The organism is Marinobacter sp. MBR-105 (assembly GCF_053628895.1).
The window spans coordinates 202,717-223,316 of record NZ_JBRJHG010000004.1; the positions used below are offsets into that span (position 1 = coordinate 202,717).

21 protein-coding genes are annotated in these 20,600 nt (G+C 59.7%); 12 read left to right on the forward strand and 9 right to left on the reverse strand.

Annotation, left to right across the window (positions count from 1 at the left end):
* Positions 1 to 54 precede the first annotated feature (54 nt).
* The 3 genes from ACSSVV_RS06935 to ACSSVV_RS06945 are packed head-to-tail and all read left to right on the forward strand — an operon-like array spanning position 55 to position 3,520.
* Positions 55 to 1,077 carry a GGDEF domain-containing protein gene (locus ACSSVV_RS06935; protein WP_022991970.1) on the forward strand — a complete coding sequence of 341 codons (1,023 nt, stop codon included), beginning with the start codon at positions 55 to 57 and terminating at the stop codon, positions 1,075 to 1,077.
* Positions 1,074 to 2,072, forward strand: a complete 999-nt coding sequence (locus ACSSVV_RS06940) for a GGDEF domain-containing protein (protein ID WP_023011448.1) — start codon at positions 1,074 to 1,076, stop codon at positions 2,070 to 2,072. Before ACSSVV_RS06935 ends, ACSSVV_RS06940 begins: the two co-directional genes overlap by 4 nt.
* Positions 2,069 to 3,520, forward strand: coding sequence for a bifunctional DedA family/phosphatase PAP2 family protein (locus ACSSVV_RS06945; RefSeq protein ID WP_023011447.1), 1,452 nt, complete (start codon positions 2,069 to 2,071; stop codon positions 3,518 to 3,520). Before ACSSVV_RS06940 ends, ACSSVV_RS06945 begins: the two co-directional genes overlap by 4 nt.
* Before the next feature lie 3 nt (positions 3,521 to 3,523).
* Here ACSSVV_RS06945 and ACSSVV_RS06950 read toward each other — a convergent pair whose 3' ends face one another.
* Together ACSSVV_RS06950 and ACSSVV_RS06955 are read right to left on the reverse strand one after the other, a co-directional pair.
* A complete protein-coding gene (locus tag ACSSVV_RS06950) occupies positions 3,524 to 4,105 on the reverse strand; it encodes an LON peptidase substrate-binding domain-containing protein (protein WP_023011446.1) in 582 nt (193 codons plus the stop codon).
* Between the two features lie 44 nt (positions 4,106 to 4,149).
* Positions 4,150 to 5,403: an HDOD domain-containing protein gene (locus tag ACSSVV_RS06955; protein WP_014420656.1), complete on the reverse strand. Its 1,254-nt coding sequence runs from the start codon at positions 5,401 to 5,403 to the stop codon at positions 4,150 to 4,152.
* Positions 5,404 to 5,556: 153 nt separating this feature from the next.
* Here ACSSVV_RS06955 and ilvD point away from each other — a divergent pair, with 153 nt between their 5' ends.
* Positions 5,557 to 7,392: a dihydroxy-acid dehydratase gene (ilvD, locus tag ACSSVV_RS06960; RefSeq protein WP_454105774.1), complete on the forward strand. Its 1,836-nt coding sequence runs from the start codon at positions 5,557 to 5,559 to the stop codon at positions 7,390 to 7,392.
* A 66-nt stretch (positions 7,393 to 7,458) separates the two neighbouring features.
* Here ilvD and ACSSVV_RS06965 read toward each other — a convergent pair whose 3' ends face one another.
* Positions 7,459 to 7,869, reverse strand: a complete 411-nt coding sequence (locus ACSSVV_RS06965) for a peptidoglycan-binding domain-containing protein (RefSeq protein ID WP_011785883.1) — start codon at positions 7,867 to 7,869, stop codon at positions 7,459 to 7,461.
* A 107-nt stretch (positions 7,870 to 7,976) separates the two neighbouring features.
* A complete protein-coding gene (locus ACSSVV_RS06970; RefSeq protein WP_011785884.1) occupies positions 7,977 to 9,068 on the reverse strand; it encodes an AI-2E family transporter in 1,092 nt (363 codons plus the stop codon).
* A 130-nt stretch (positions 9,069 to 9,198) separates the two neighbouring features.
* Here ACSSVV_RS06970 and ACSSVV_RS06975 point away from each other — a divergent pair, with 130 nt between their 5' ends.
* The 3 genes from ACSSVV_RS06975 (at position 9,199) to ACSSVV_RS06985 (ending at position 10,918) form a co-directional block, all read left to right on the forward strand.
* Complete coding sequence (locus ACSSVV_RS06975) at positions 9,199 to 9,549, forward strand: hypothetical protein (protein ID WP_011785885.1); 351 nt, start codon at positions 9,199 to 9,201, stop codon at positions 9,547 to 9,549.
* 98 nt (positions 9,550 to 9,647) lie between these two features.
* Positions 9,648 to 9,896 (forward strand): hypothetical protein, encoded by a 249-nt coding sequence (locus ACSSVV_RS06980; protein WP_011785886.1) that lies wholly within the window; start codon positions 9,648 to 9,650, stop codon positions 9,894 to 9,896.
* A 122-nt stretch (positions 9,897 to 10,018) separates the two neighbouring features.
* Entirely contained in the window at positions 10,019 to 10,918 is a 900-nt protein-coding gene (locus ACSSVV_RS06985) for a haloalkane dehalogenase (protein WP_011785887.1), read from the forward strand.
* Between the two features lie 18 nt (positions 10,919 to 10,936).
* Here ACSSVV_RS06985 and ACSSVV_RS06990 read toward each other — a convergent pair whose 3' ends face one another.
* Positions 10,937 to 11,725: an acyl-CoA thioesterase gene (locus tag ACSSVV_RS06990; RefSeq protein ID WP_023011443.1), complete on the reverse strand. Its 789-nt coding sequence runs from the start codon at positions 11,723 to 11,725 to the stop codon at positions 10,937 to 10,939.
* A 198-nt stretch (positions 11,726 to 11,923) separates the two neighbouring features.
* Between ACSSVV_RS06990 and ACSSVV_RS06995 the strand changes: the two genes are divergently transcribed.
* Positions 11,924 to 13,450 (forward strand): DEAD/DEAH box helicase, encoded by a 1,527-nt coding sequence (locus tag ACSSVV_RS06995; RefSeq protein WP_022991977.1) that lies wholly within the window; start codon positions 11,924 to 11,926, stop codon positions 13,448 to 13,450.
* Positions 13,451 to 13,469: 19 nt separating this feature from the next.
* Here ACSSVV_RS06995 and ACSSVV_RS07000 read toward each other — a convergent pair whose 3' ends face one another.
* From ACSSVV_RS07000 to ACSSVV_RS07015, 4 genes are read right to left on the reverse strand one after another with little or no spacing between them, the layout of a single operon-like run.
* Positions 13,470 to 13,985, reverse strand: coding sequence for a dihydrofolate reductase (locus ACSSVV_RS07000; RefSeq protein WP_014420650.1), 516 nt, complete (start codon positions 13,983 to 13,985; stop codon positions 13,470 to 13,472).
* Between the two features lie 14 nt (positions 13,986 to 13,999).
* Positions 14,000 to 14,839 carry a thymidylate synthase gene (locus ACSSVV_RS07005; protein ID WP_022991978.1) on the reverse strand — a complete coding sequence of 280 codons (840 nt, stop codon included), beginning with the start codon at positions 14,837 to 14,839 and terminating at the stop codon, positions 14,000 to 14,002.
* Positions 14,836 to 15,624, reverse strand: coding sequence for a prolipoprotein diacylglyceryl transferase (lgt, locus tag ACSSVV_RS07010; RefSeq protein WP_011785892.1), 789 nt, complete (start codon positions 15,622 to 15,624; stop codon positions 14,836 to 14,838). The genes ACSSVV_RS07005 and lgt overlap by 4 nt, the downstream gene beginning before the upstream one ends.
* 10 nt (positions 15,625 to 15,634) lie before the next feature.
* Positions 15,635 to 16,432, reverse strand: coding sequence for a sulfite exporter TauE/SafE family protein (locus tag ACSSVV_RS07015; protein ID WP_023011441.1), 798 nt, complete (start codon positions 16,430 to 16,432; stop codon positions 15,635 to 15,637).
* A 92-nt stretch (positions 16,433 to 16,524) separates the two neighbouring features.
* Here ACSSVV_RS07015 and ACSSVV_RS07020 point away from each other — a divergent pair, with 92 nt between their 5' ends.
* The 4 genes from ACSSVV_RS07020 to dxs all read left to right on the forward strand — a co-directional run bounded on the left by ACSSVV_RS07020 (position 16,525) and on the right by dxs (position 20,562).
* Positions 16,525 to 17,298: an NRDE family protein gene (locus tag ACSSVV_RS07020; protein WP_014420647.1), complete on the forward strand. Its 774-nt coding sequence runs from the start codon at positions 16,525 to 16,527 to the stop codon at positions 17,296 to 17,298.
* Positions 17,299 to 17,356: 58 nt separating this feature from the next.
* Entirely contained in the window at positions 17,357 to 17,614 is a 258-nt protein-coding gene (locus tag ACSSVV_RS07025; RefSeq protein ID WP_011785895.1) for an exodeoxyribonuclease VII small subunit, read from the forward strand.
* Complete coding sequence (ispA, locus tag ACSSVV_RS07030) at positions 17,614 to 18,510, forward strand: (2E,6E)-farnesyl diphosphate synthase (RefSeq protein WP_011785896.1); 897 nt, start codon at positions 17,614 to 17,616, stop codon at positions 18,508 to 18,510. The genes ACSSVV_RS07025 and ispA overlap by 1 nt, the downstream gene beginning before the upstream one ends.
* A 120-nt stretch (positions 18,511 to 18,630) precedes the next feature.
* The gene (dxs, locus tag ACSSVV_RS07035; protein WP_369612310.1) at positions 18,631 to 20,562 is read left to right on the forward strand and encodes a 1-deoxy-D-xylulose-5-phosphate synthase; all 1,932 of its coding nucleotides are present in this window, start codon (positions 18,631 to 18,633) and stop codon (positions 20,560 to 20,562) included.
* Positions 20,563 to 20,600: the final 38 nt, after the last annotated feature.

The following is a 20,600-nucleotide window of genomic DNA, read 5'->3' on the forward strand; positions in this document are numbered from 1 at the left end:
ACTATTATAGCGCTGCACAGGTTCAAATGGATGCGCCAGCAAAGGACAGACTCAATGCCCCAAACCGCCGAAAAATTTCTTCCCGGCAAGTTTTCCCGCAGCGGGTTTATTGCCTTTGGCCTGACCACCGGGCTCTGTCTGTTCATGGGGGAACTGCTGGCGGCAGTAGCAGCTGCAGCTGCGGCTGGCCTTTGCCTTGCGGGCACCCATCAGGGCAAAACACATCAAAATGCCCCCTGGCCACAATTACGGGCATTCTTTCTGACAGCCCTGGTTCTGGCGCTGGTATCGGCCATCTGGCTGGGCCCCTGGCCACTCAGCCACTGGCTCTATGCCCTACCGCTGGTACTGTTTGCCATGGCGCCGGTCTATCTGGCCGCCATTGTTACTGTTATCTTCATTTTCCTGGTGCTGGCCGGCACCCAGTGGGCGATAGCCCTCCCGGACAGGCACCAGATGATGACTGCACTGGTACTGACCACGCTCCTAGGAGCCATTCTGGTGTTCATGCGCGAGTACAAATCCCGGCAGCTTGCGCCCCTGCGCCGTACCGATGAGCTTACCCAGGCAGCCAGCCGGGAATACCTGTCAGCCGACCTGCACAAGGAAATACAACGCAGCGAGCGGGAAGGCACCAACATGTCGGTGATGATGATCGGGCTGGATACTCACCTGAGCGACGTCGATCCGGACGAAGACATTCGTGCGATTCTGCCACGCATCGGCCGCTACCTGCACTCCCAGCTTCGGGATTTCGATACGTACTACCGGGTGGCCGACCTTCAGTTTCTGGTGATTCTCCCCGGCGCCAATACTGCCGAGGCTGCCCGAACAGCAGAACAGGTTCGCCGCGGCCTGTGCACGCTGATGGATTCGCACGGCCTGAAGCTTACGGTCAGTACCGGCGTGGCCGGGCTCAACATCGGCGACGATGCCGACAGCCTGCAACAGAGCGTTGCCAACGCCCTGCGACGGGCCCAACAGCAGGGCGGAAACCGAACCCAGACATACAGTAACCCGGTGCCTCCAGAGGCCAGCTGGCCGGCTGAACCTTCCGACCGGGAGGCAGCGCAATGACCGAGACCCGACTCCGAACCTGGACCCACGCCTTTGGCTACGGCCTGGCGGCGCTGTTCACCGCCGCGCTGGCACTGCAGAACCTGCGTTACGGCTTTTACCAGCTGTTCTATCTGGCCCTGGCCATGACCGCCTTACTGGTTGCCGGCCTGGTCTACACCTGGCTATGCCGTCGCCAGCAGCTTTCCGCACCCGGCCACCTGGTCATTCTCGCCGGCCTTAACAGTGGCCTGGTTGCAGCGGTACTGACAATGGATGCCCCGGGCATCAGCCACTGGGCCATGCCTTTGCTTTCGCTGAACCTGCTGATTCTGCCCCTGCGGCATGGGCTAATGCTCTCAGCGATGCTACTGGTTCCGGTGCTGGTTGTCGCCTGGCTGTCGACACCCATAGACACAGCCCTGATGACGACAGCCGGCCTTATAGCACTTCTGGCAGTGACCGCCCTGTATATCTGGCACTATGACCACATGGCGCAATCGGCCCAGGATCTTGCCATTACCGACCCCGCCACCGGAGCCCATAACGCGCGCTTTCTGGATGAGACACTGCAGAAGGAAATCAGTCGTGCCATTGCCACCGGCCACCCATTGTCGGTGATCAGCCTGAACATCGACCATGCCGACGAAATTCGCGACCTGCACGGTAAGGCCGGCCTGCAAACGCTGCTGCGCGACGTCACAGGCACCCTGTTTGAAATCATCCGGGCCGGGGATTCGCTCTACAGTATCAACGGATCGGAGTTCTTCCTGATCCTGCCGTTTACGCCGGAGGAAGGGGTACGGGTCATTGCAGAGCGCATTCGCAGAATGCTCAGCGAACATGACTGGGCCCAGGTTGGCAAGATCTCGGTCAGCCTCGGCTGCACCACCCGGGGCAACGGCGACACCAGCACCCATTCATTGCGTGACCGCGCCGTCACCGCCATGCTCGAAGCCAGGAAGCGAGGAGCGCATTCTGCCTGGTTCAGCCCGGGAGAGCCCGTCAAGGCATGACCGCGACCTGGCTCACTGACGTTACTTCCTGGGTAGCCGCCAATCCGGGCTGGCTGATTGCCGCCCTGTTCCTGACCGCGCTGATAGAATCGCTGGCGGTTGCCGGCATTATCATACCTGGAGTGGCTTTATTGTTCGCATTTGCCGCGCTTGCCGGCAAGAGCGGCCTGCCCTTGTCCGACGCCCTGCTGTGGGCCGGCCTTGGTGCCGTGGCAGGGGATGCGATCAGCTTCGCCATCGGCCGACTGCTCAAGGGGCGCCTGGATACCGTCTGGCCATTCAGTCGATACCCGGGGCTCATTGCCCGCGGAGAGCGCTTTTTTCGCGCCCACGGGGGAAAGAGCGTGGTCATCGGCCGTTTTGTTGGGCCGATACGCCCGGTCATTCCCCTGATTGCCGGTGCGCTGACCATGTCCTGGCAGCGTTTTCTCACCTTCAATCTGCTATCAGCCACGGGCTGGGCCCTGGTGTATATCCTGCCGGGATTTTTCGTAGGCTCGGCTATGGGCAGCGAGATCAAACCCCCACCCCATTTCTATCTGGTACTTGCGATCAGTGGTGCGGCGCTGGTGGTTGTCTATCTGATTGTTTTGCGGATTCGGCTCGGCGTTGGTGAAGGGAGCTGGCTCTATCAATGGCTGGAATCCCGGATGAGTCAATACGACGCAACACACCGGTTCTGGCGTCTGTACAGCAGCGAGCGGCCGGCTCAGCAGGGGGAATTTCCTCTGCCCTCTCTGCTAATGACGGCCTCCTCGCTCGCATTGTTTCTTGGGCTCGCGCAATTGGTCGGAGTCAGTGATGAGCTGGCCTCTATGAACCAGCAAGTGCTGCAGTGGTTCAGCGCTCTGCGCCAACCCCTGCTGGATTTTCCCATGGTAGCACTCACTTTGCTGGGCGATCCCCCGGTCCTGTTCGCTGCCGCCGTGATTGCCGTTTTGTTGCTGGCGTTCCGGGGCTACTACGCAGCCGCCATTCATATTGCCAGTGCCGCAGCCATCACCGGGATCAGCGTTTGGCTGCTGAAAGCGGGCATCGGCATCAGCCGGCCAGATCAGGTGCTCTCGGCACCAAGCTCCGGCGCGTTCCCCAGCGGGCATACGGCCGGTATGACCGTTCTGGTTACCCTGGCCGCCAGCTTCGTCGCCGGCGAAAACCGCAAACACCAGCGCTGGCAACATTACCTGTTTCTGTCACTACCCTTGCTACCGGTAGCGCTGAGCCGACTGTATCTCGGCGTGCACTGGTTCACGGATGTGCTTGGAGGCCTGTTTCTGGGGCTCGCGATCACCGGTGCGACACGGGCCAGTTACAGCCGATACGACAGGGTGGCGCTGAGCCCGGACAGCTTGACCTGGGCCGCTGGTATCGGCTGGCTGGTTTTCGTGGCCATGTACATGATGGGTAACTGGGAAACAGCCGTGGTGAGTTACGCACCCCAGCTATAATTGTCAGCCGCCCTGCTCCAGCGCTTCCAGCAACTGCTGCAGTCGGTCAAGCCGTTCAAGCGGATCCTGCAATTCCGCCAGCCGCTGTTTTTCCTGCTTATCCAGCGGCAGCAATTCGGTCAGCCTCCAGCCAATATGGCGGGCATCGTCGTAATCCACGTCCATCTCCAGATCCTTGACCACCGGATGCCGGAACAGCGCGCGCAAGACCGAGGGCAACTCGTGGTAACGTTCCGGCACATCGCTCTCAGCCTCGGCAATCAGGCACTCCACATCGCCGACATTGAGGCCATCCTCCTGCTGCCAGCTGCGGACGACGGAAACCTTGCAATCACCCTCAACCGTGATGCCCAGCAGACCATTATCCAGTTGCTGGAAATCGATGATCCGGACATAGGTGCCAATGTCGTAGAACGAAGCCCGGGCTTCGGTCTCGCCGCCTTCCCGCAACAAAACCACCACAAAGCCGCGGTCCTCCTTCAGACAACGGGTAAGCATGTCGATATAGCGGGGCTCAAACAGCTGCAGGGGGATACGCCCCCCGGGCAGGATAATTGAATTTAATGGAAACAGCGGTACGTTCATAAGTTTGTCAGTCACTACCGGCCAGGCTCCTGCTGCGGCTTGGTTTATCGAATAGAAAGAAGTTTCTGCACTTCGTCCACCCGTTCCCGGGCCTCACTCAGCAGTTGCAGGCTTCTGGAAGCATTCAATTCCAGCTCGCCCAGCCGGCGCCATGCCGGCACCTGATCAAAGGCTGGAAGCCCCTCATTCTGGCTGGAGCCAATCATCGAATGCAGTTGGGCAACAATCACCACATCAACCAGTTGGGGCGCAGTTTCCCGGCACTCATGATGCCAGTCTTCCGCATGACGCACCGCCTCCACGAAGGCTTTCGGGAACGCCCAGTTCTCAAGTACCGCACACCCGACATCGGCGCGGAGTTCGTCGATGGCATGGTGCAGGTTTCTGTCATCGGCGAACAGATTGACGTGGTGCTCGGCCTGCACCAGTACAGGAACCACCCCGATATCATGCAGCAACCCCGCCAGTAAGGCTTCCTCAGGATCAATGCGTGTGGCGTGGTCCGCCAGCACCCAGCACAGCGCCGCCACCTCCCGGGAATGGCGCCATAGCTGCTCCATTTCTTTCTGCAATGGCGCCCGACGGGTCTTGAACACCTCGCGCATGGCGAACACCGTCACTAATTGCCGGGTGGTTCGCATGCCCAGACGAACCACGGCCTCACGCACATTGCGGACATCGCTGAAACCGCGATAGAGCGGACTGTTGCAGGAACGTACCAGCTTGGCCGCCATGGCCGGGTCTGCCGACACCGCAGAAGCGACCTCGGTGGCCGACGAGTCCTCCCGGTCCACCACCCGCCGGACTTTCCAGGCCACATCCGGCACACTCGGCAGCTGGACCTGATTGGACCGCAGCTCAGAGTAGAACTCCATCAACAGATGGTGCTCTTCGCTCTGGTCTTCGTCGTGATCGGACGAGTCCATTTCCACCTGGGAAATGGGCGCCGCCCTCAGCATCTGGTTCAGCACTTCCTGCTCGATCACCAGAAACTCGCAGGGTTTGACCGCAGTAACGTCATACATCCGGGGCTGCAGACGGGCTACTGGATTGAGAGCTTTGTCGGTCTCAGCCTCAATGGTCGACTTACGACCATCAACCGATTGCAGCTCCACGGCGCCGGAAATCAGAAAATAATCCAGACCATCCCGAACGCCCCGTTCCATGACCCTCTGCCCTGGTCCGTGGGTTCTGCGCTCAGCCCGGCTGGCCAACAACACAAGCTGATCGTCCGTCAGACGGCCCAAAGGCTGAAAACTTTTAAGACGACGTAATGGCAGGCTTTCCTGGCCACCCATAGGCAGACTCCCCTGAACTGCTGGATAAAAAACGGGCATCACATGTTACGTATTGTAATCACCACTCGGGAAAACAGCCATGCGAGCGGCGTCGAATCTGTTATCCTCTGGTCTTTCACTTTATCCGATAACCTAGGGAGAGAACCGCCTACCATGCCCCAGTATCGTTCCCACACTTCTACCGCCGGCCGCAATATGGCCGGTGCCCGCGCCCTTTGGCGTGCCACCGGCATGAAGAACGAGGACTTCGGCAAACCCATCATCGCCGTTGCCAACTCCTTTACCCAGTTTGTGCCCGGGCACGTTCACCTGAAAGACCTGGGCCAGCTGGTTTGCCGCGAGATCGAAGCGGCCGGCGGTGTTGCCAAAGAGTTCAACACCATTGCTGTGGATGATGGTATCGCCATGGGGCACGATGGCATGCTTTACTCCCTGCCGTCGCGGGAAATCATCGCCGACTCGGTGGAATACATGGTCAACGCCCACTGCGCCGATGCGCTGGTGTGCATCTCCAATTGCGACAAGATTACCCCGGGTATGCTAATGGCCGCCATGCGCCTGAACATTCCCACCATTTTTGTTTCCGGCGGCCCGATGGAAGCCGGAAAAACCAAGCTATCTGAACACAAGCTCGACCTGGTGGATGCCATGGTCATCGCCGCCGATCCAACGGCGACCGATGAGATGGTCGAGGAATACGAACGCAGCGCTTGCCCCACGTGCGGTTCCTGCTCCGGCATGTTCACCGCCAATTCCATGAACTGCCTGACCGAAGCCATCGGCCTGGCCCTGCCCGGTAACGGCTCTATGCTGGCCACCCACGCCGACCGGGAACAGCTGTTCCTGAAAGCCGGTCGCCAGATTGTGGAGAATGCCAGACGCTATTACGAGCAGAACGATGCCAGCGTTCTGCCGCGCAGCATCGCCTCCGTGGAAGCATTCGAGAACGCCATGACCATGGACATTGCCATGGGCGGCTCCACCAACACCATCCTGCACCTGTTGGCGGCGGCCCAGGAAGGCGGTGTTGAATTCTCCATGGCCGACATCGATCGCTTGTCCCGCAAGGTCCCTCAGCTTTGCAAAGTCGCCCCCAACTCTCCCAAGTACCACATGGAAGACGTGCACCGCGCCGGCGGCATCATGGGTATTCTGGGTGAACTGGAACGCGGCGGCCTGATCAATGTCGACCTGCCCACGACCCACAGCAAAACTATGCGCGAAGCCCTGGAAACCTGGGACATCATGCGCTCACCAACACCCGAAGTGATCGAATTCTACAAAGCTGGCCCCGCTGGTATTCCGACTCAGACGGCATTCAGCCAGAGCACCCGCTGGCCAAGCCTCGACGGTGACCGTGAAGACGGCTGCATTCGCTCCGTGGAACACGCTTATTCTTCAGAAGGCGGTCTGGCCGTACTGTATGGCAATATCGCCCAGGATGGCTGCGTAGTGAAAACCGCAGGCGTTGATGAAAGCATCTACGTCTTCGAGGGCAAGGCCAGGGTCTTCGAAAGCCAGGATTCCGCCGTGGCCGGCATTCTGGGTGACGAGGTCAAGGCCGGTGATGTGATGATCATTCGCTACGAAGGGCCCAAAGGCGGTCCAGGAATGCAGGAAATGCTCTACCCGACCAGCTACCTGAAATCCAAGGGGCTGGGCAAGGACTGTGCACTGCTGACTGACGGCCGGTTCTCCGGCGGCACGTCAGGGCTCTCCATCGGCCATGCTTCGCCGGAAGCTGCTGCCGGTGGCGCGATTGGTCTGATTGAGGATGGCGATACCATTTTGATCGACATCCCCAACCGATCTATCAATGTTCAGGTCAGTAAGGAAGAACTGGCACAGCGACGGGAAGCACGCGACGCCAGGGGCTGGAAACCGGAGCTACCGAGAGACCGGAAGGTATCCGCCGCCCTCAAAGCCTACGCATTGCTGGCCACCAGTGCCGATAAAGGTGCGGTTCGGGATTTGAGCAAGCTGGACTGAGTCTGGACCACAAAAAAGCCCGCTAGGTATTTTCCTGGCGGGCTTTTTTTATCCGGGGCCTGGCGTTTACCAGAGCGACCAGCCACCATCTTCGTCTTCTTCGATGGTGTCATCGGCAGAAGACTCGGTCTCAGCCGGAGCCGATTCCGCGGGTGCCGCCTGCGCAGTTGCGGCCGGTGCAGACTGGCCTGCATCAGCGGCCGCCTGCTGCACGGTGATCAACCCCAGAGCCCGCTCGGTTTCCTCGTTCAGGATACCGGTTGCCTCAAGGCCGTTGTCCTTCTGGAAGCGGGTCAGTTCCGCCCGGGTTTTGTCATCCATGCTCGGGCTGACATTGGTGATGTCGTAACCGGCACCATAAAGCGCGTGCTTGAGCGCGACCACTTCATTGGCCTGGGCAACGGGTGCCAGACCCAGCAGGGCGACCGTTCCGACCGCCAGCGCAGTCCTGCCGATGTGACGGGTGACTGTTTTCATGGTTCTCACCTGATCTACTCCTGGATATCTCTGTGACATCTGCTGTTCTGTTTTTATAGTGTGGCGCCTTCCTCTACGTATCAGCGCTTCCTAGACCATAACATAATTTAATCTTCGCGGGCCGGACCATTCTCGGGATTTGCCGGATCGGCATAGTGATACTGGCCAAATTCACGGATAAAAATGCCCCAGAATGCCATGAAAAGCGCCGCCACCAGCGGCCCCATGACAAAACCATTGATGCCGAACATAACAATGCCGCCCAGGGTGGACAAAAGCACGAGATAGTCCGGCATTTTGGTGTCCCGCCCTACCAGCACAGGCCGGAGCAGGTTATCCGCCAGACCAATCACCACTACCCCATAGGCGGTCAGAATGATGGCCGGCACAATGTCCCCCACGGCAGCCAGATAGATAGCCGCCGGCACCCAGACAATCGCAGCCCCGACGGCTGGCAGCAATGAGACGATGGCCATGACCACCCCCCACAGCAAGGCTCCGGTAATGCCCAGTATCCAGAAAATCATGCCACCGAGCGCTCCCTGAATGATGGCGATCAGCAGGTTACCCTTGACCGTGGCACGGGTGACTTCCGCGAATTTGGCAAACAACAGACGCTCACGCTCATCACCCAGCGGCAAGGCGCGAATCATCAGCTCTATCAGTTTCTGGCCATCACGGATCAGGAAAAAGGCCAGGTAAACCATCAGAGCCAGCCCCAGAAAGAACTGAAAGGTGTTCTGCCCGATGCCCAGGGCCTGCTTGGCCAGAAACTGGCTCCCCCCAAGAAAGGCATTAACGGCGCGGTCCCTCAGATCCGCAAAGTTGATGTCAAACTGGGCCAGAAAGGCCTGGATGGCAGGAAACGACTGGTTAACCTGATCAATGTATTCCCCCGGCCGGATCTCTCCGGCCTGGATCTTCTGGTAGATCCCCATTCCTTCCGCAATCAGCGCCGCGCCCAGTACCAGGACCGGAATCACCACGATCACCATGCACACGAACAGCGTGATCAGCGCGTTCAATGTCGGCCGGTCGCCAAGTCTGCGTACCAGCAACTGCTGCACCGGATGGAAAATAAGAGCAATGGCCACCGCCCAGAAGATCGGGCCAAAGAACGGCTTCATCAACAGAATGAACGCAAGCGACACACCGAGCAGCATCGCCAGAAAAGTCCGTGTTTCAAGTTTTGCGTACATAGTTAAACAATTCCTGTCCAGAACATGCCCATCGGGGCCGATAGGGAAAGCAGACTACCACGATAGCGTGGCCAATGTAGCGGGGTTCGCGTTATAGTGGTTGGTTATCGATCAGCCAACAATACAGGTTATGTGGTTGGAAGCAGACAACTTTACCGTGGAGAGCGCGCTCGAGGCCGCACTGGAATTGCAGAAGGTGCTGGCAGCCCGTACCCATCGTCGCAAGGTGATGGGCCAGGAGGTACTCGTGCCCGGCCAGTTGGGCGAGGCCCTGCACCTGCCCAGAACCATCAGCCGCCTGAGTGGCAAGCAGCAACGGTTGCGAGATCGTGGCCTGGAGGATTTCCAGGAGCTCTGGCCCACGCTGTCTGAATACACTCGCCAACGGGTTCTGGACGGACTCGGCTGGTACGACCCCAAGCAACTCGACTGGGACGACAAGCGCTCCAATCGCCGGCCATTGGTCGATCCTGACGCCTGATACGTATAAATGCGGAAGCCGAAGTGTGGGTCTCAGGCCCGGGCAGACTTTGAAATGTCACACTTCGCCCTTACTGTGAACTGATCAGGAGGATAACTATGACAGACAACAACCATTACACTGCCATCCTGGCCCAGGGGAGCGCCGTGCCCACCCTGTTGTGCGGGCATTGCCATTCCATTCTCTCTCGTGCCAGAATTTTCCGTAACCAGGGCGACGCCCATCAGGCCATTGAGTGCAACACCATCGGTCTGTGCTCCGCGGACGACTGCGGCGCGGTGAACTGCTGCGACGAGGCTCTGGCCCAGGTGGAAAACCCAGAACGCCTGTTTGACATCGCATCCTGATTCAAACCGGCAACGCTCTGTTACGCAACTCAAACACACAAAATTCCCATCTGATTTATCCTGACCTTCGACGATTGTCGTACCGATAATCACGCAACCACTCAGTCAGGACAGTCGATGGCATGCGTATTCTGAGAACCGACGAAGCCCGCTTCGCAGGCCTCCCGGATTACCCCTTTTCAGCACACTACCTGGATGTCGAGCCAGGCCTGCGGATGCACTATGTAGACGAAGGCCCTGCCCACGCGGCCCCAGTGGTAATGCTTCACGGGGAGCCATCCTGGTCCTATCTCTACCGGCACATGATTCCGCTTGTCGCCGAAGCGGGCCACCGGGTTCTGGCGCCGGATCTGATTGGTTTTGGCAAGTCAGACAAACCCGCCGATGTCAGCAACTACAGTTATGACAGCCACATGAACTGGCTGACCCACTGGCTTGAAACACTGGACCTGACCAACGTCACACTGGTGTGTCAGAACTGGGGCTCACTGTTGGGATTAAGGCTGGCGGCAGAGCATCATCGCCGGTTCAGCCGGATCATTGTCGGCAACGGCATGCTGCCAACGGGGGACAACCGGGTACCGGTCGTGTTCAGACTCTGGAAGGCGTTTGCCAGCCATAGCCCCTGGTTTCCGATAGGCCGGATCGTCCAGCTTGGTACCGAACGGTCCCTCAGCCCGGCCGAAATAGCCGCCTACGAGGCGCCCTTCCCGACACCGGATTACAAAGCCGGTGCCCGGGCGTTCCCGGCCCTGGTGCCAACCTCGCCCAACGACCCGGCCAGCGCCGCCAACCGGGAAGCCTGGCGCGTGCTGGAGAAATGGCGCAAACCGTTTATCACCTGCTTCAGCAGTGGCGACCCGATTACCCGGGGTGGCGACCGTTACATGCAGCGGCGAATCCCCGGGGCCTTCGGCCAGCCCCATATCACACTCAACGGCGGACACTTCCTGCAGGAAGATTCCCCCCGACAGTTTGCCCGGGTCATTCTGGACGCGCTCAAAGCCGAGATGGCGGCCTGATAGCCAGGCCCGCCTCACTCAGCCGAATACCGTAACCGTTTGCCGGCTCAGGGCCACCAGTTCACCGGCCGGAGTCCAGATGCCGGCATGGGTATGACCATATCCGGCACCGGCCTGGTCGATGGTTGCGCGATATAGCAGCCAGTCATCCGGCTTCATGACCGGCCTGGGATGGACGATCTCCAGCGCCCAGCTCAGGGAACTGGCTGGCGCCGGCCCTTTGAGATGCGGCAACAGCGCCGGTGGCCAGGCATCAACCAGAGCAACAATGTGGGCGTCGGTCATAGTCTCCGGGGCTTCCCGGAACTTCATCCAGCCCCCCATTTCGCGCCCGCCCTTACCGGAGAATGGCATATGGCCAAACGCCCAGCGCATTTCGATATGACGGGTAAACTCCGGCGTCACTTTCGGGATATACGGAAGTGACTGACATTGCTCTACCGGCACCGCTTCCGGCGCCGATGTCGGCGCCACTCGGACAGCAGACTCACGGTCTCCCCCGAAACTGGCCAGACAGACAAGGCGGGGCTCGCCATTCTGAAGGATCCGTCCCTGGACCTGGGATACTGCCTTGCCTTCACGCAGGACTTCGGCCTCAACACGGGCCGGCACATCCGGCTCTACGGGGCCGACAAAAGACACCTGAAGAGCCCGCATGGCGCGATCATCCGCCACTTTTGATGCCATCACCTCAAACACCAGGGCCGCGACCAGGCCGCCGAACGTGGCACGTCCCTGGCCCCAGTCTGACGGTATCACCACTTCGCAGTTATTCCGGACATCACCGAGAAGGTCATCGAACGTCATTTGTTTTAGATCCTGTTCATTAGCCTGCAAACCGGTAAGACTGCACCACTTGTCGAAGCCTGACAATAGGCCGGCCCCGGCAACTACCTATCGATTGCCTGGCAATAGTCGTATAAAAACCACCCCAAACAGACTATAATGCGCCAAAATCATGCATTGCCTTTGCAGTGCGATACCCTCCGAATACCGAGTACATTCATGTCAGAATTGTCTTTTGCCGAACTGGGGCTGGATCCAGCAGTACTGGAAGCCGTCTCCGCCGTTGGCTATGAAACCCCGTCGCCCATCCAGGCGCAATCCATCCCTGCTCTGCTGGCCGGCAACCACCTGTTGGGCGTCGCCCAGACAGGCACCGGCAAGACCGCAGCCTTCGCCCTGCCATTGCTGAGCCGGATTGATGCTAACGTGGCCGAGCCACAGATTCTGGTGCTGGCCCCTACCCGGGAGCTGGCGATTCAGGTCGCGGAAGCGTTCACCACCTACGCCAGCAAGTTCCGCAATTTTCATGTTCTGCCAATTTACGGTGGCCAGGATTTCTCACCACAGATTCGCGGCCTCAAGCGTGGCGCCCAGGTTATTGTGGGCACACCTGGCCGCATGCTCGACCATCTGCGCAAGGGCACCCTGAAGCTGGACGGCCTGAAGGCACTGGTACTGGACGAAGCCGACGAAATGCTGCGCATGGGCTTCATTGATGACGTGGAAGCCATCCTGGCGAAGACGCCGGACACCTGCCAGCGCGCGCTCTTCTCGGCCACCATGCCGCCACAGATCAAGAAAGTGGCCCAGACTTACCTGAAAAACGCTACCGAAGTAAGAATCGAGAGCGAAACCCGCACGGTTGAACGCATCGCTCAGTTTGTGCTGCCGGTCTACGCCGAGCGCAAGCTGGATGCGCTGACCCGCATTCTGGAAGTTGAGCCTTTTGACGCCTCGATCATTTTCGTGCGCACCAAGGCCGAAACCACCATGCTGGCAGAAAAACTGTCCGCACGCGGCCACGCTGTGGCGCCCCTGAGCGGCGACCTGAACCAACGCCAACGCGAACAGACCGTTGAAGACCTCAAGCGTGGCAAGAAAGACATCATCATTGCCACCGACGTCGCCGCCCGTGGTCTGGACGTGCCCCGGATTACTCACGTTATCAACTACGACGTGCCCTACGACACCGAGGCGTACATCCACCGGGTTGGCCGTACTGGCCGTGCCGGCCGTACCGGCAAGGCTATCCTGCTGGTGACTCCGCGTGAGCGCAGCTGGCTGCGCACTCTGGAGCGGGCCACCAACTCCCCGATGGAACCTTACCAGTTGCCGTCACCTGCCGCCCTGCAGAAAATGCGGGTAGAGCAGTTTGAGGCGCAACTGCTGGGCTTCACCGACGATCCTCGCGCTGCCAAGGCCATCGCCCTGCTGGATGAGATCGCCGAGCGTAACGATATGGACATGGCCGCCATCGCCGGCGCCATGGCTTGCCTGCTGGAAGCTTCCCAGCCAGACTCTCTGCCGCTGGAACAGCCGGAAGCACTGCCGGAGATTTCCGCCGCGCCCCGCCGGGACCGTAAAGGCCCGCCACCAGGCAAAGGCGGTTTCCGCAAAGGCGGCCCTGGCAAGAAGTTCAGCAAGGATGGCAAACCCGGCTTCCGCAAGAGCGGGCCGAAAGGTGGCAAGCCCGCCGGCAAGGGCGGCAAACCTGCAGGAAAAGGCCCCAAGCGCGCGCCGCGCTGAGGCCTGATTGGCTAGCCGGTCATTCTGACCGGCTACGCTGGTAGACGACAAAGCTGTAGTCGTAAGGATTGTTGTCAGACGCAGAAAAATCTTCGCGCCCGATCTCTTCCCACTCGTCCCAGTTCACTTCCGGAAAGAAGGCATCTCCGTCCACCTCTGCGTGCACCTGGGTGATGTATATCCGGTCAACCATTGGCAGCGCTTCGGCATAGATCTGGCCTCCGCCAATAATCATCACTTCATCACCACCTTCCAGCTCCGCCTGGGCTTCGGCTTTCACCAACGCTTCGTTCAGCGACGCTGCGGCAACGGTTCCGGCTGGCGCCTGCCATTCCGGATTTCTGGAAATCACCACGTTCATCCGCCCGGGCAAAGGCCGGCCGATGGAGTCCCAGGTCTTTCTACCCATGATAATGGGCTTGCCCATGGTGGCCTGCTTGAAGTAGCGCAGATCACCTGGCAGATACCAGGGCAGCTTGTTATTCCGGCCGATCACCCGGTTTCGGGCCATAGCTACGATGAGGGCCTTGCGCATAACGGGTTCCTTGCTCAAATTGCTATAGGGGCTTTGATCACGGGGGACGGGTCGTAACCTTCGAACTCGAAATCTTCCAGCTCGTAGCCAAAGATGGATTCCGGTTTACGTTTGATGACCAGCTTCGGCAACGCACGGGGCTCACGCCGGAGCTGTTCGAATACGATGTCGTCCGTCAGGTGATTCCGGTACAAGTGGCAATCACCAAACGTGTGCACAAACTCCCCCACATCCAGATCACACTGCTGCGCAATCATATGGGTCAGCAAGGCATAGGACGCAATATTGAAGGGCACCCCCAGGAACAGGTCGGCGCTGCGCTGATAGAGCTGGCAAGACAACTTGCCGTCGGCGACATAGAACTGAAACAGACAGTGGCAAGGCGCCAGGGCCATACGCCCCTCCCGCACGTTATCCTGCGGACTGATGGACTCGTCCGGCAGCTCGGCCGGATTCCAGGCGGAGACGATCAGGCGCCGGGAGTTGGGCTTGGTGCGAATCTGCTCGATCACCTCGCTGATCTGGTCAATCACGCGGCCGTCGTGGCATTGCCAGCTGCGCCACTGCTTGCCGTAGATCGGACCGAGATCGCCGTTTTCCAGTGCCCACTCATTCCAGATGCTGACTTTGCGTTCTGTCAGCCAGGTGTTGTCGGTGGAACCCTTGAGGAACCACAATAGTTCATAAATGATGCTGCGCAGGTGGACCTTCTTGGTCGTCACCAGCGGGAAACCGTCCTGCAGATTGAAACGCATCTGGCGGCCGAACACCGAGCGGGTGCCCACGCCGGTGCGATCACCTTTGTCGAATCCGTTATCGACGACATCCTGCATCAGATCGAGATAGGCTTTCATTGGACGTTTCTCCGATAAGCAAGGAACATCAGGGCGGCGCCGGCGGCAATCATCGGTGCAGAGAGCACCTGCCCCATCGTCAGCCAGTCAAAGGCCAGGTAACCCAACTGTGGATCTGGCTGGCGAACGAACTCCACCAGGAAACGGAAGATGCCATAGCACACCAGAAACAGGCCGGACACTGCCATTTTCGGGCGGGGCCTTGAGGAGAACCACCAGAGAATCACGAACAGGAGTACGCCTTCCAGCGCGAACTGATATAACTGCGACGGGTGCCTGGCAAGGCTGTCTGGCGCCTGCGGAAAGACCATGCCCCAGGCTACGTCTGTCGGTTTTCCCCAGAGTTCGCCGTTTATGAAATTTCCGATTCGCCCGGCACCCAGCCCAACCGGAACCAAGGGCGCGACAAAATCGGCAATTTTCCAGAACCCGGCTCCGGTTTTTCGGCCATACCACCACATGGCCAGCATTACCCCCAGCAACCCGCCATGGAAAGACATACCGCCTTCCCAGACCCGGAGCAACCAGAGCGGGTCCGCTATAAAGGCATCGAAGTTGTAAAACACTACATAGCCAAAGCGGCCACCGAGGATCACACCCAGGGCCATATAGAACAGCAGATCACCCACCTGCTCTTCCTGCAGTGGCGACCAGGGCTTGCGGGACCGAAGACGGCCCAGCCACCAGCCGGCGGCAAACCCGACCAGATAGGTCAGGCCATACCAGTGGATTTTCAACGGCCCAAGGGCGATCGCCACCGGGTCAAACTGTGGATGTTGCAGCATGAATGCTCTCTCAGCTCAGAAGAAACCGTAAACCAACCAGAACCAGCATAATGGCAAAGATGCGCTTGAGCAGACGCCCATCCAGACGATGGGCCAGCCCGGCGCCGATTCGTGCAAAGAACACACTGGTGGCAACCACACCCACCAACGCCGGCAGGTAGATAAAACCAAGACTCAGCTCGGGCAGATGGGGATCCTGCCAGCCGGTCCAGATATTGGCCAGGGCGCCCGCAATTGCAATCGGGAAGCCGCAGGCCGCCGAAGTCGCCACCGCCTGCTGCATTTTGACGTTGCACCAGCTTAAATAGGGCACGGTCAGGGTGCCGCCACCAATACCGAAGATAGCCGACGCCCAGCCAATGATGCCGCCGGCAGCACCCAGCCCGGTGGTGCCCGGAACGTCCCGCCCCGGCTTCGGATTGACCTCGAGGATCATCTTCAGTGCCACCAGAATGACAAACACCCCGATAATGGTTTCCAGCACCGGGCCGCTCAGCATGGCCGCGGTCCAGGCACCAAGCACGGCACCGACCACAATACCAACGGTCATGGGGCGAAACAGATCCCAGCGCACCGCGCCATGCTGGTGGTGGGTGCGGATGGAACTGATGGAGGTGAACACAATGGTGGCCAACGACGTACCCACCGCAAGATGGGCGGCAATCTCCGGGCTGATGCCCTGTAGCCCGAAACTGAAGATCAGCACGGGCACAATCACCAGTCCGCCACCAATGCCAAACAGACCGGCCATGGTGCCCGCCAGTGCGCCCAATAAAAGATACAGTATGATGATGCCTATCATGCTCATGGTTACAGACCACCCCGGCTCAGATCAGGCTGGTATGATACGCAGGAATGCCAGCAACTTCAGCCCACGCATCCAAGGAATTCCGTTCACCCATGTGCCTAATTGCTTTTGCCATCGGCCAGAACCCCCGCTTTCCCCTGGTGGTTGCTGCCAACCGGGATGAATTCTTCCGCCGTCCCACGGCCGCCATGGACTGGTGGCAGGCCGACAGCGGTCAGCATCTGCTGGCCGGGAGAGACCTGGCTTCTGGCGGCACCTGGCTGGCCATCAGCGCGAACGGTCAGGTTGCCGCTGTCACCAATGTGCGGGAGGGTAGCCCGGAAACCGGTCGCTCCAGCCGCGGCGAGCTGCCCGTTCGTGCCCTGGCTGAACCCGCCAGCGTATTGGGCGCTGCTCTGAACAGCGAACCCGATCGGTACGCCGGATTTAACCTGGTGTCTCTGACAGAACGCGGCGGCTGGTATTACAGCAACCGCGACGCGCACCCGGGGCGCCAACTCTTCCGAGGCAGCTTTGGTCTTAGCAATCATCTTTTACAGACACCCTGGCCGAAACTGCTGCGCCTGAGAAAGGCCTTTGCCACCGTGGTTGAAGCTGCGAGCCACCGTACCGAGGACTTGCACAACCAACTCCTGCCTTTGCTTCAGGACACCAGCCCGGCGCCCGACGCCATGCTTCCCGATACTGGCGTAGGCATTGAGACCGAACGATTTCTATCGTCACCGTTCATTGTCGGCAGTGACTACGGCACACGGGCCACTACCATCGTCACACTGGACGCACAGGGCGAAGTCAGGGTGACAGAACAATCCTGGGGACCCAATGCCCAGGCCCTGGAAAAACGGCAATTCAGCTGGCAGCGATAGCAAACCGACTCTGTTATAATCCGCGCAATTTCCGAAACACCCGACCGGAGGTCGCCCCATGGCCGGCGAGAACACCAGCAGCGCTTCCATAGCCGACTTTGAGAAATCCCTGAACGAACTGGAACAACTGGTTCGTGACCTGGAACAGGGCGAACTGTCCCTGGAACAATCACTGGCGGCTTTCGAGCGCGGCGTCAAGCTGACACGGGAGTGCCAGAGTGCCCTGAAATCCGCCGAACAGCGGGTCGAGCAGCTGGTGCAGAACAGTGACGGCACACTGGAAACCCGGCCTTTCTCAGCAGACGACGAGCAGTGATGGACCATCGCATCCGCCAGGCGGAGGCCTATCTGGACCAGTGCCGCCACCAGGTTGATCGGGAGCTGGACCGCTGCCTTGCCCGCAACGCCACCTCAGAACGGCTCCAGGAAACCATGCGTTACAGCGTTCTGGGCGGCGGCAAACGAGTGCGCCCGGCTCTGTGCATGGCTGCCGCCCGAGCCATGGGCAGCGACGAAAGCACGGCCCTGGCGCCAGCCTGCGCCCTGGAACTGATTCACGCCTATTCCCTGGTCCACGATGACTTACCGGCCATGGACGATGACGATCTCCGCAGGGGCCGACCGACCGCTCACATTGCCTTTGACGAAGCTTCGGCCATTCTGGCCGGAGATGCACTGCAAACACTGGCGTTTGCGTTGCTGTCCGATGCGCCGGCGTTGTCAGATCGACAACGCGTGACCATGATCTCGGAGCTGGCCCGGGCCAGCGGTCATCAAGGCATGGTTGGCGGTCAGGCCATTGATCTGGAATCCGTGGGGCAACAGCTGAGCGTGGCGCAACTGGAAACCATGCACCGGCACAAAACCGGCGCCCTGATCGAAGCCAGTGTTCGCCTGGGCGCACTAACCTCTGAAACCGTGACCGAGTGCCAGTTGAGCAACCTGACGGATTACGCCAGCGCACTGGGGCTCGCGTTTCAGGTGCAGGACGATCTTCTGGATATTGAGGGCGACACCGAGGTCATCGGAAAACGCCAGGGCTCTGATGCCGCCAGGGCAAAACCCACGTATCCGGCATTACTGGGTATCGAGGGAGCTCGCCAGCACCTGGCCCGACTCCTTGATGAAGCTCTGAGCGCACTGGAGAGCTTCGACTCGGAAGCCGACACCCTGAGGGCCATGGCTGACTACGTAGTGGCACGCAGCCACTGAACCATTTCAAGGCCAAGCATCACCATTTTGTAACAACTGGCCCGGGATGTATGAAACCGGGCCGCCTGTTCCCTTATAATGCCAGCCATAGAACCCACATTCCGATAAAGACCCGAGCTGATGCAGGACACATACATTTTCAGGGAAATCCCGTCGCAGCGACCCAATACGCCGTTGCTCGACCGGATAGACGTGCCATCCCAGCTGCGTGAACTGCCAGCTGAGGACTTGCCCCGGCTGGCCAGGGAATTGCGAGCGTTCTTGCTGTGGTCAGTGGGCCAGACCGGTGGTCATTTCGGCGCTGGCCTTGGCGTGCTCGAACTGACGGTGGCCCTGCACTACGTTTTCAATACCCCCGAAGACCGGCTGGTATGGGACGTCGGCCACCAGGCCTATCCCCACAAGATTCTGACCGGTCGCAAGGAACAAATGGGCAGCATTCGCCGTAAAGGAGGCCTGGCCGGCTTCCCGAAACGGGCAGAGAGCGAGTACGACACCTTCGGCGTAGGTCATTCGAGCACATCCATCAGCGCGGCACTGGGCATGGCAATCGCCGCCCGGATGCAGAACACCGGCCGCAAGAGCATTGCCGTTATCGGGGATGGTGCCATGACCGCGGGTATGGCCTTTGAAGCCCTGAATCATGCCGGACACCTTCATGCCGACATGCTGGTGGTGCTGAACGACAACGACATGTCGATTTCACGCAACGTCGGCGGGCTTTCCAACTATTTCGCCAAGCTGCTCTCCAGCCGTACCTACAATCAGGTGCGCGACAGCAGCAAGAAGGTGCTCAAAGGCACTCCTCACCTGATGGCCCTGGCAAAGAAAACCGAAGAGCATTTCAAGGGTATGATTGCGCCCGGCACGCTGTTTGAGGAGCTGGGGTTCAACTATATTGGCCCCATCGACGGCCACGACCTGCCCTTGCTGGTGGAAACCCTGGAGAACATCCGTGAGCTGGAAGGCCCGCAGTTCCTGCACGTGGTCACAACCAAAGGCAAAGGTTTTGCCCCTGCCGAAGCGGACCCGATTGGCTACCATGCCATCAACAAGATTGAACCGGTGCCCGCCAGCAAGCCGGAACCGGTGAAGCCGAAACCGGCCAGCCCTAAATACGCCAACGTCTTCGGGCAGTGGCTATGCGATGCCGCCGAACAGGACAGCCGGGTAGCCGGAATTACCCCCGCCATGTGCGAGGGTTCAGACCTGCTGGCCTTTTCAGAGCGTTTCCCGGATCGCTATTTTGATGTCGCCATTGCCGAGCAGCATGCGGTCACCCTGGCGGCGGGTCTGGCTTGCGATGGTGCCAAGCCGGTCGTGGCCATTTACTCAACATTTCTGCAGCGAGCCTATGACCAGTTGGTACACGATGTCGCCATCCAGAACCTGGACGTCCTGTTTGCCATTGATCGTGCGGGCCTGGTCGGCGAAGACGGCCCCACCCACGCTGGCGCCTTCGACATCAGCTATCTACGCTGCATTCCCAACATGCTGGTGATGACGCCGTCGGACGAAAACGAAACCCGACAGCTACTGCACACCGGCCTTGAATACAGCGGCCCGGCTGCCGTTCGCTACCCCCGGGGCACCGGACCTGGGGCCGAAATCCAGCAGCAACTCACCCCACTGCCCATCGGCAAGGGCCGGCGCGTACGCGACGGTAGCAGTATTGCCATCCTTAATTTCGGCACTCTGTTGGCGCCGGGACTGGAGGCAGCAGAAGCCTTGGGCGCCACGGTCGCCGACATGCGCTTCGTCAAGCCTCTGGATGAGGCCCTGGTACTGGAACTGGCGGAAACCCACGACCTGCTGGTCACCCTGGAAGAAAACGTTATTGCCGGTGGCGCGGGCAGCGCGGTGACGGAATTCCTGAATGCCCGCCAGGTTTCCATGCCGGTATTACAACTGGGACTGCCGGACGCGTTCGTTGAGCACGGTCAGCACAAGGAATTACTGCGGGACTGCGGGCTGGATGCAGACGGTATTCGTCGCAGCATTGCCCGTCGAATGGAGCAGCTCGGATACCCGACAGTGGTGGCGGCTAAATAACTCGGGAACGAAGGCGGATCAGCACTGATCCGCCAGAG

Coding starts and splice junctions, on each gene's coding strand:
- ACSSVV_RS06935 (WP_022991970.1), top strand. CDS start 55: ATGCCCCAAACCGCCGAAAAATTTCTTCCCGGCAAGTTTTCCCGCAGC.
- ACSSVV_RS06940 (WP_023011448.1), top strand. CDS start 1,074: ATGACCGAGACCCGACTCCGAACCTGGACCCACGCCTTTGGCTACGGC.
- ACSSVV_RS06945 (WP_023011447.1), top strand. CDS start 2,069: ATGACCGCGACCTGGCTCACTGACGTTACTTCCTGGGTAGCCGCCAAT.
- ACSSVV_RS06950 (WP_023011446.1), bottom strand. CDS start 4,105: ATGAACGTACCGCTGTTTCCATTAAATTCAATTATCCTGCCCGGGGGG.
- ACSSVV_RS06955 (WP_014420656.1), bottom strand. CDS start 5,403: ATGGGTGGCCAGGAAAGCCTGCCATTACGTCGTCTTAAAAGTTTTCAG.
- ilvD (WP_454105774.1), top strand. CDS start 5,557: ATGCCCCAGTATCGTTCCCACACTTCTACCGCCGGCCGCAATATGGCC.
- ACSSVV_RS06965 (WP_011785883.1), bottom strand. CDS start 7,869: ATGAAAACAGTCACCCGTCACATCGGCAGGACTGCGCTGGCGGTCGGA.
- ACSSVV_RS06970 (WP_011785884.1), bottom strand. CDS start 9,068: ATGTACGCAAAACTTGAAACACGGACTTTTCTGGCGATGCTGCTCGGT.
- ACSSVV_RS06975 (WP_011785885.1), top strand. CDS start 9,199: ATGTGGTTGGAAGCAGACAACTTTACCGTGGAGAGCGCGCTCGAGGCC.
- ACSSVV_RS06980 (WP_011785886.1), top strand. CDS start 9,648: ATGACAGACAACAACCATTACACTGCCATCCTGGCCCAGGGGAGCGCC.
- ACSSVV_RS06985 (WP_011785887.1), top strand. CDS start 10,019: ATGCGTATTCTGAGAACCGACGAAGCCCGCTTCGCAGGCCTCCCGGAT.
- ACSSVV_RS06990 (WP_023011443.1), bottom strand. CDS start 11,725: ATGACGTTCGATGACCTTCTCGGTGATGTCCGGAATAACTGCGAAGTG.
- ACSSVV_RS06995 (WP_022991977.1), top strand. CDS start 11,924: ATGTCAGAATTGTCTTTTGCCGAACTGGGGCTGGATCCAGCAGTACTG.
- ACSSVV_RS07000 (WP_014420650.1), bottom strand. CDS start 13,985: ATGCGCAAGGCCCTCATCGTAGCTATGGCCCGAAACCGGGTGATCGGC.
- ACSSVV_RS07005 (WP_022991978.1), bottom strand. CDS start 14,839: ATGAAAGCCTATCTCGATCTGATGCAGGATGTCGTCGATAACGGATTC.
- lgt (WP_011785892.1), bottom strand. CDS start 15,624: ATGCTGCAACATCCACAGTTTGACCCGGTGGCGATCGCCCTTGGGCCG.
- ACSSVV_RS07015 (WP_023011441.1), bottom strand. CDS start 16,432: ATGAGCATGATAGGCATCATCATACTGTATCTTTTATTGGGCGCACTG.
- ACSSVV_RS07020 (WP_014420647.1), top strand. CDS start 16,525: ATGTGCCTAATTGCTTTTGCCATCGGCCAGAACCCCCGCTTTCCCCTG.
- ACSSVV_RS07025 (WP_011785895.1), top strand. CDS start 17,357: ATGGCCGGCGAGAACACCAGCAGCGCTTCCATAGCCGACTTTGAGAAA.
- ispA (WP_011785896.1), top strand. CDS start 17,614: ATGGACCATCGCATCCGCCAGGCGGAGGCCTATCTGGACCAGTGCCGC.
- dxs (WP_369612310.1), top strand. CDS start 18,631: ATGCAGGACACATACATTTTCAGGGAAATCCCGTCGCAGCGACCCAAT.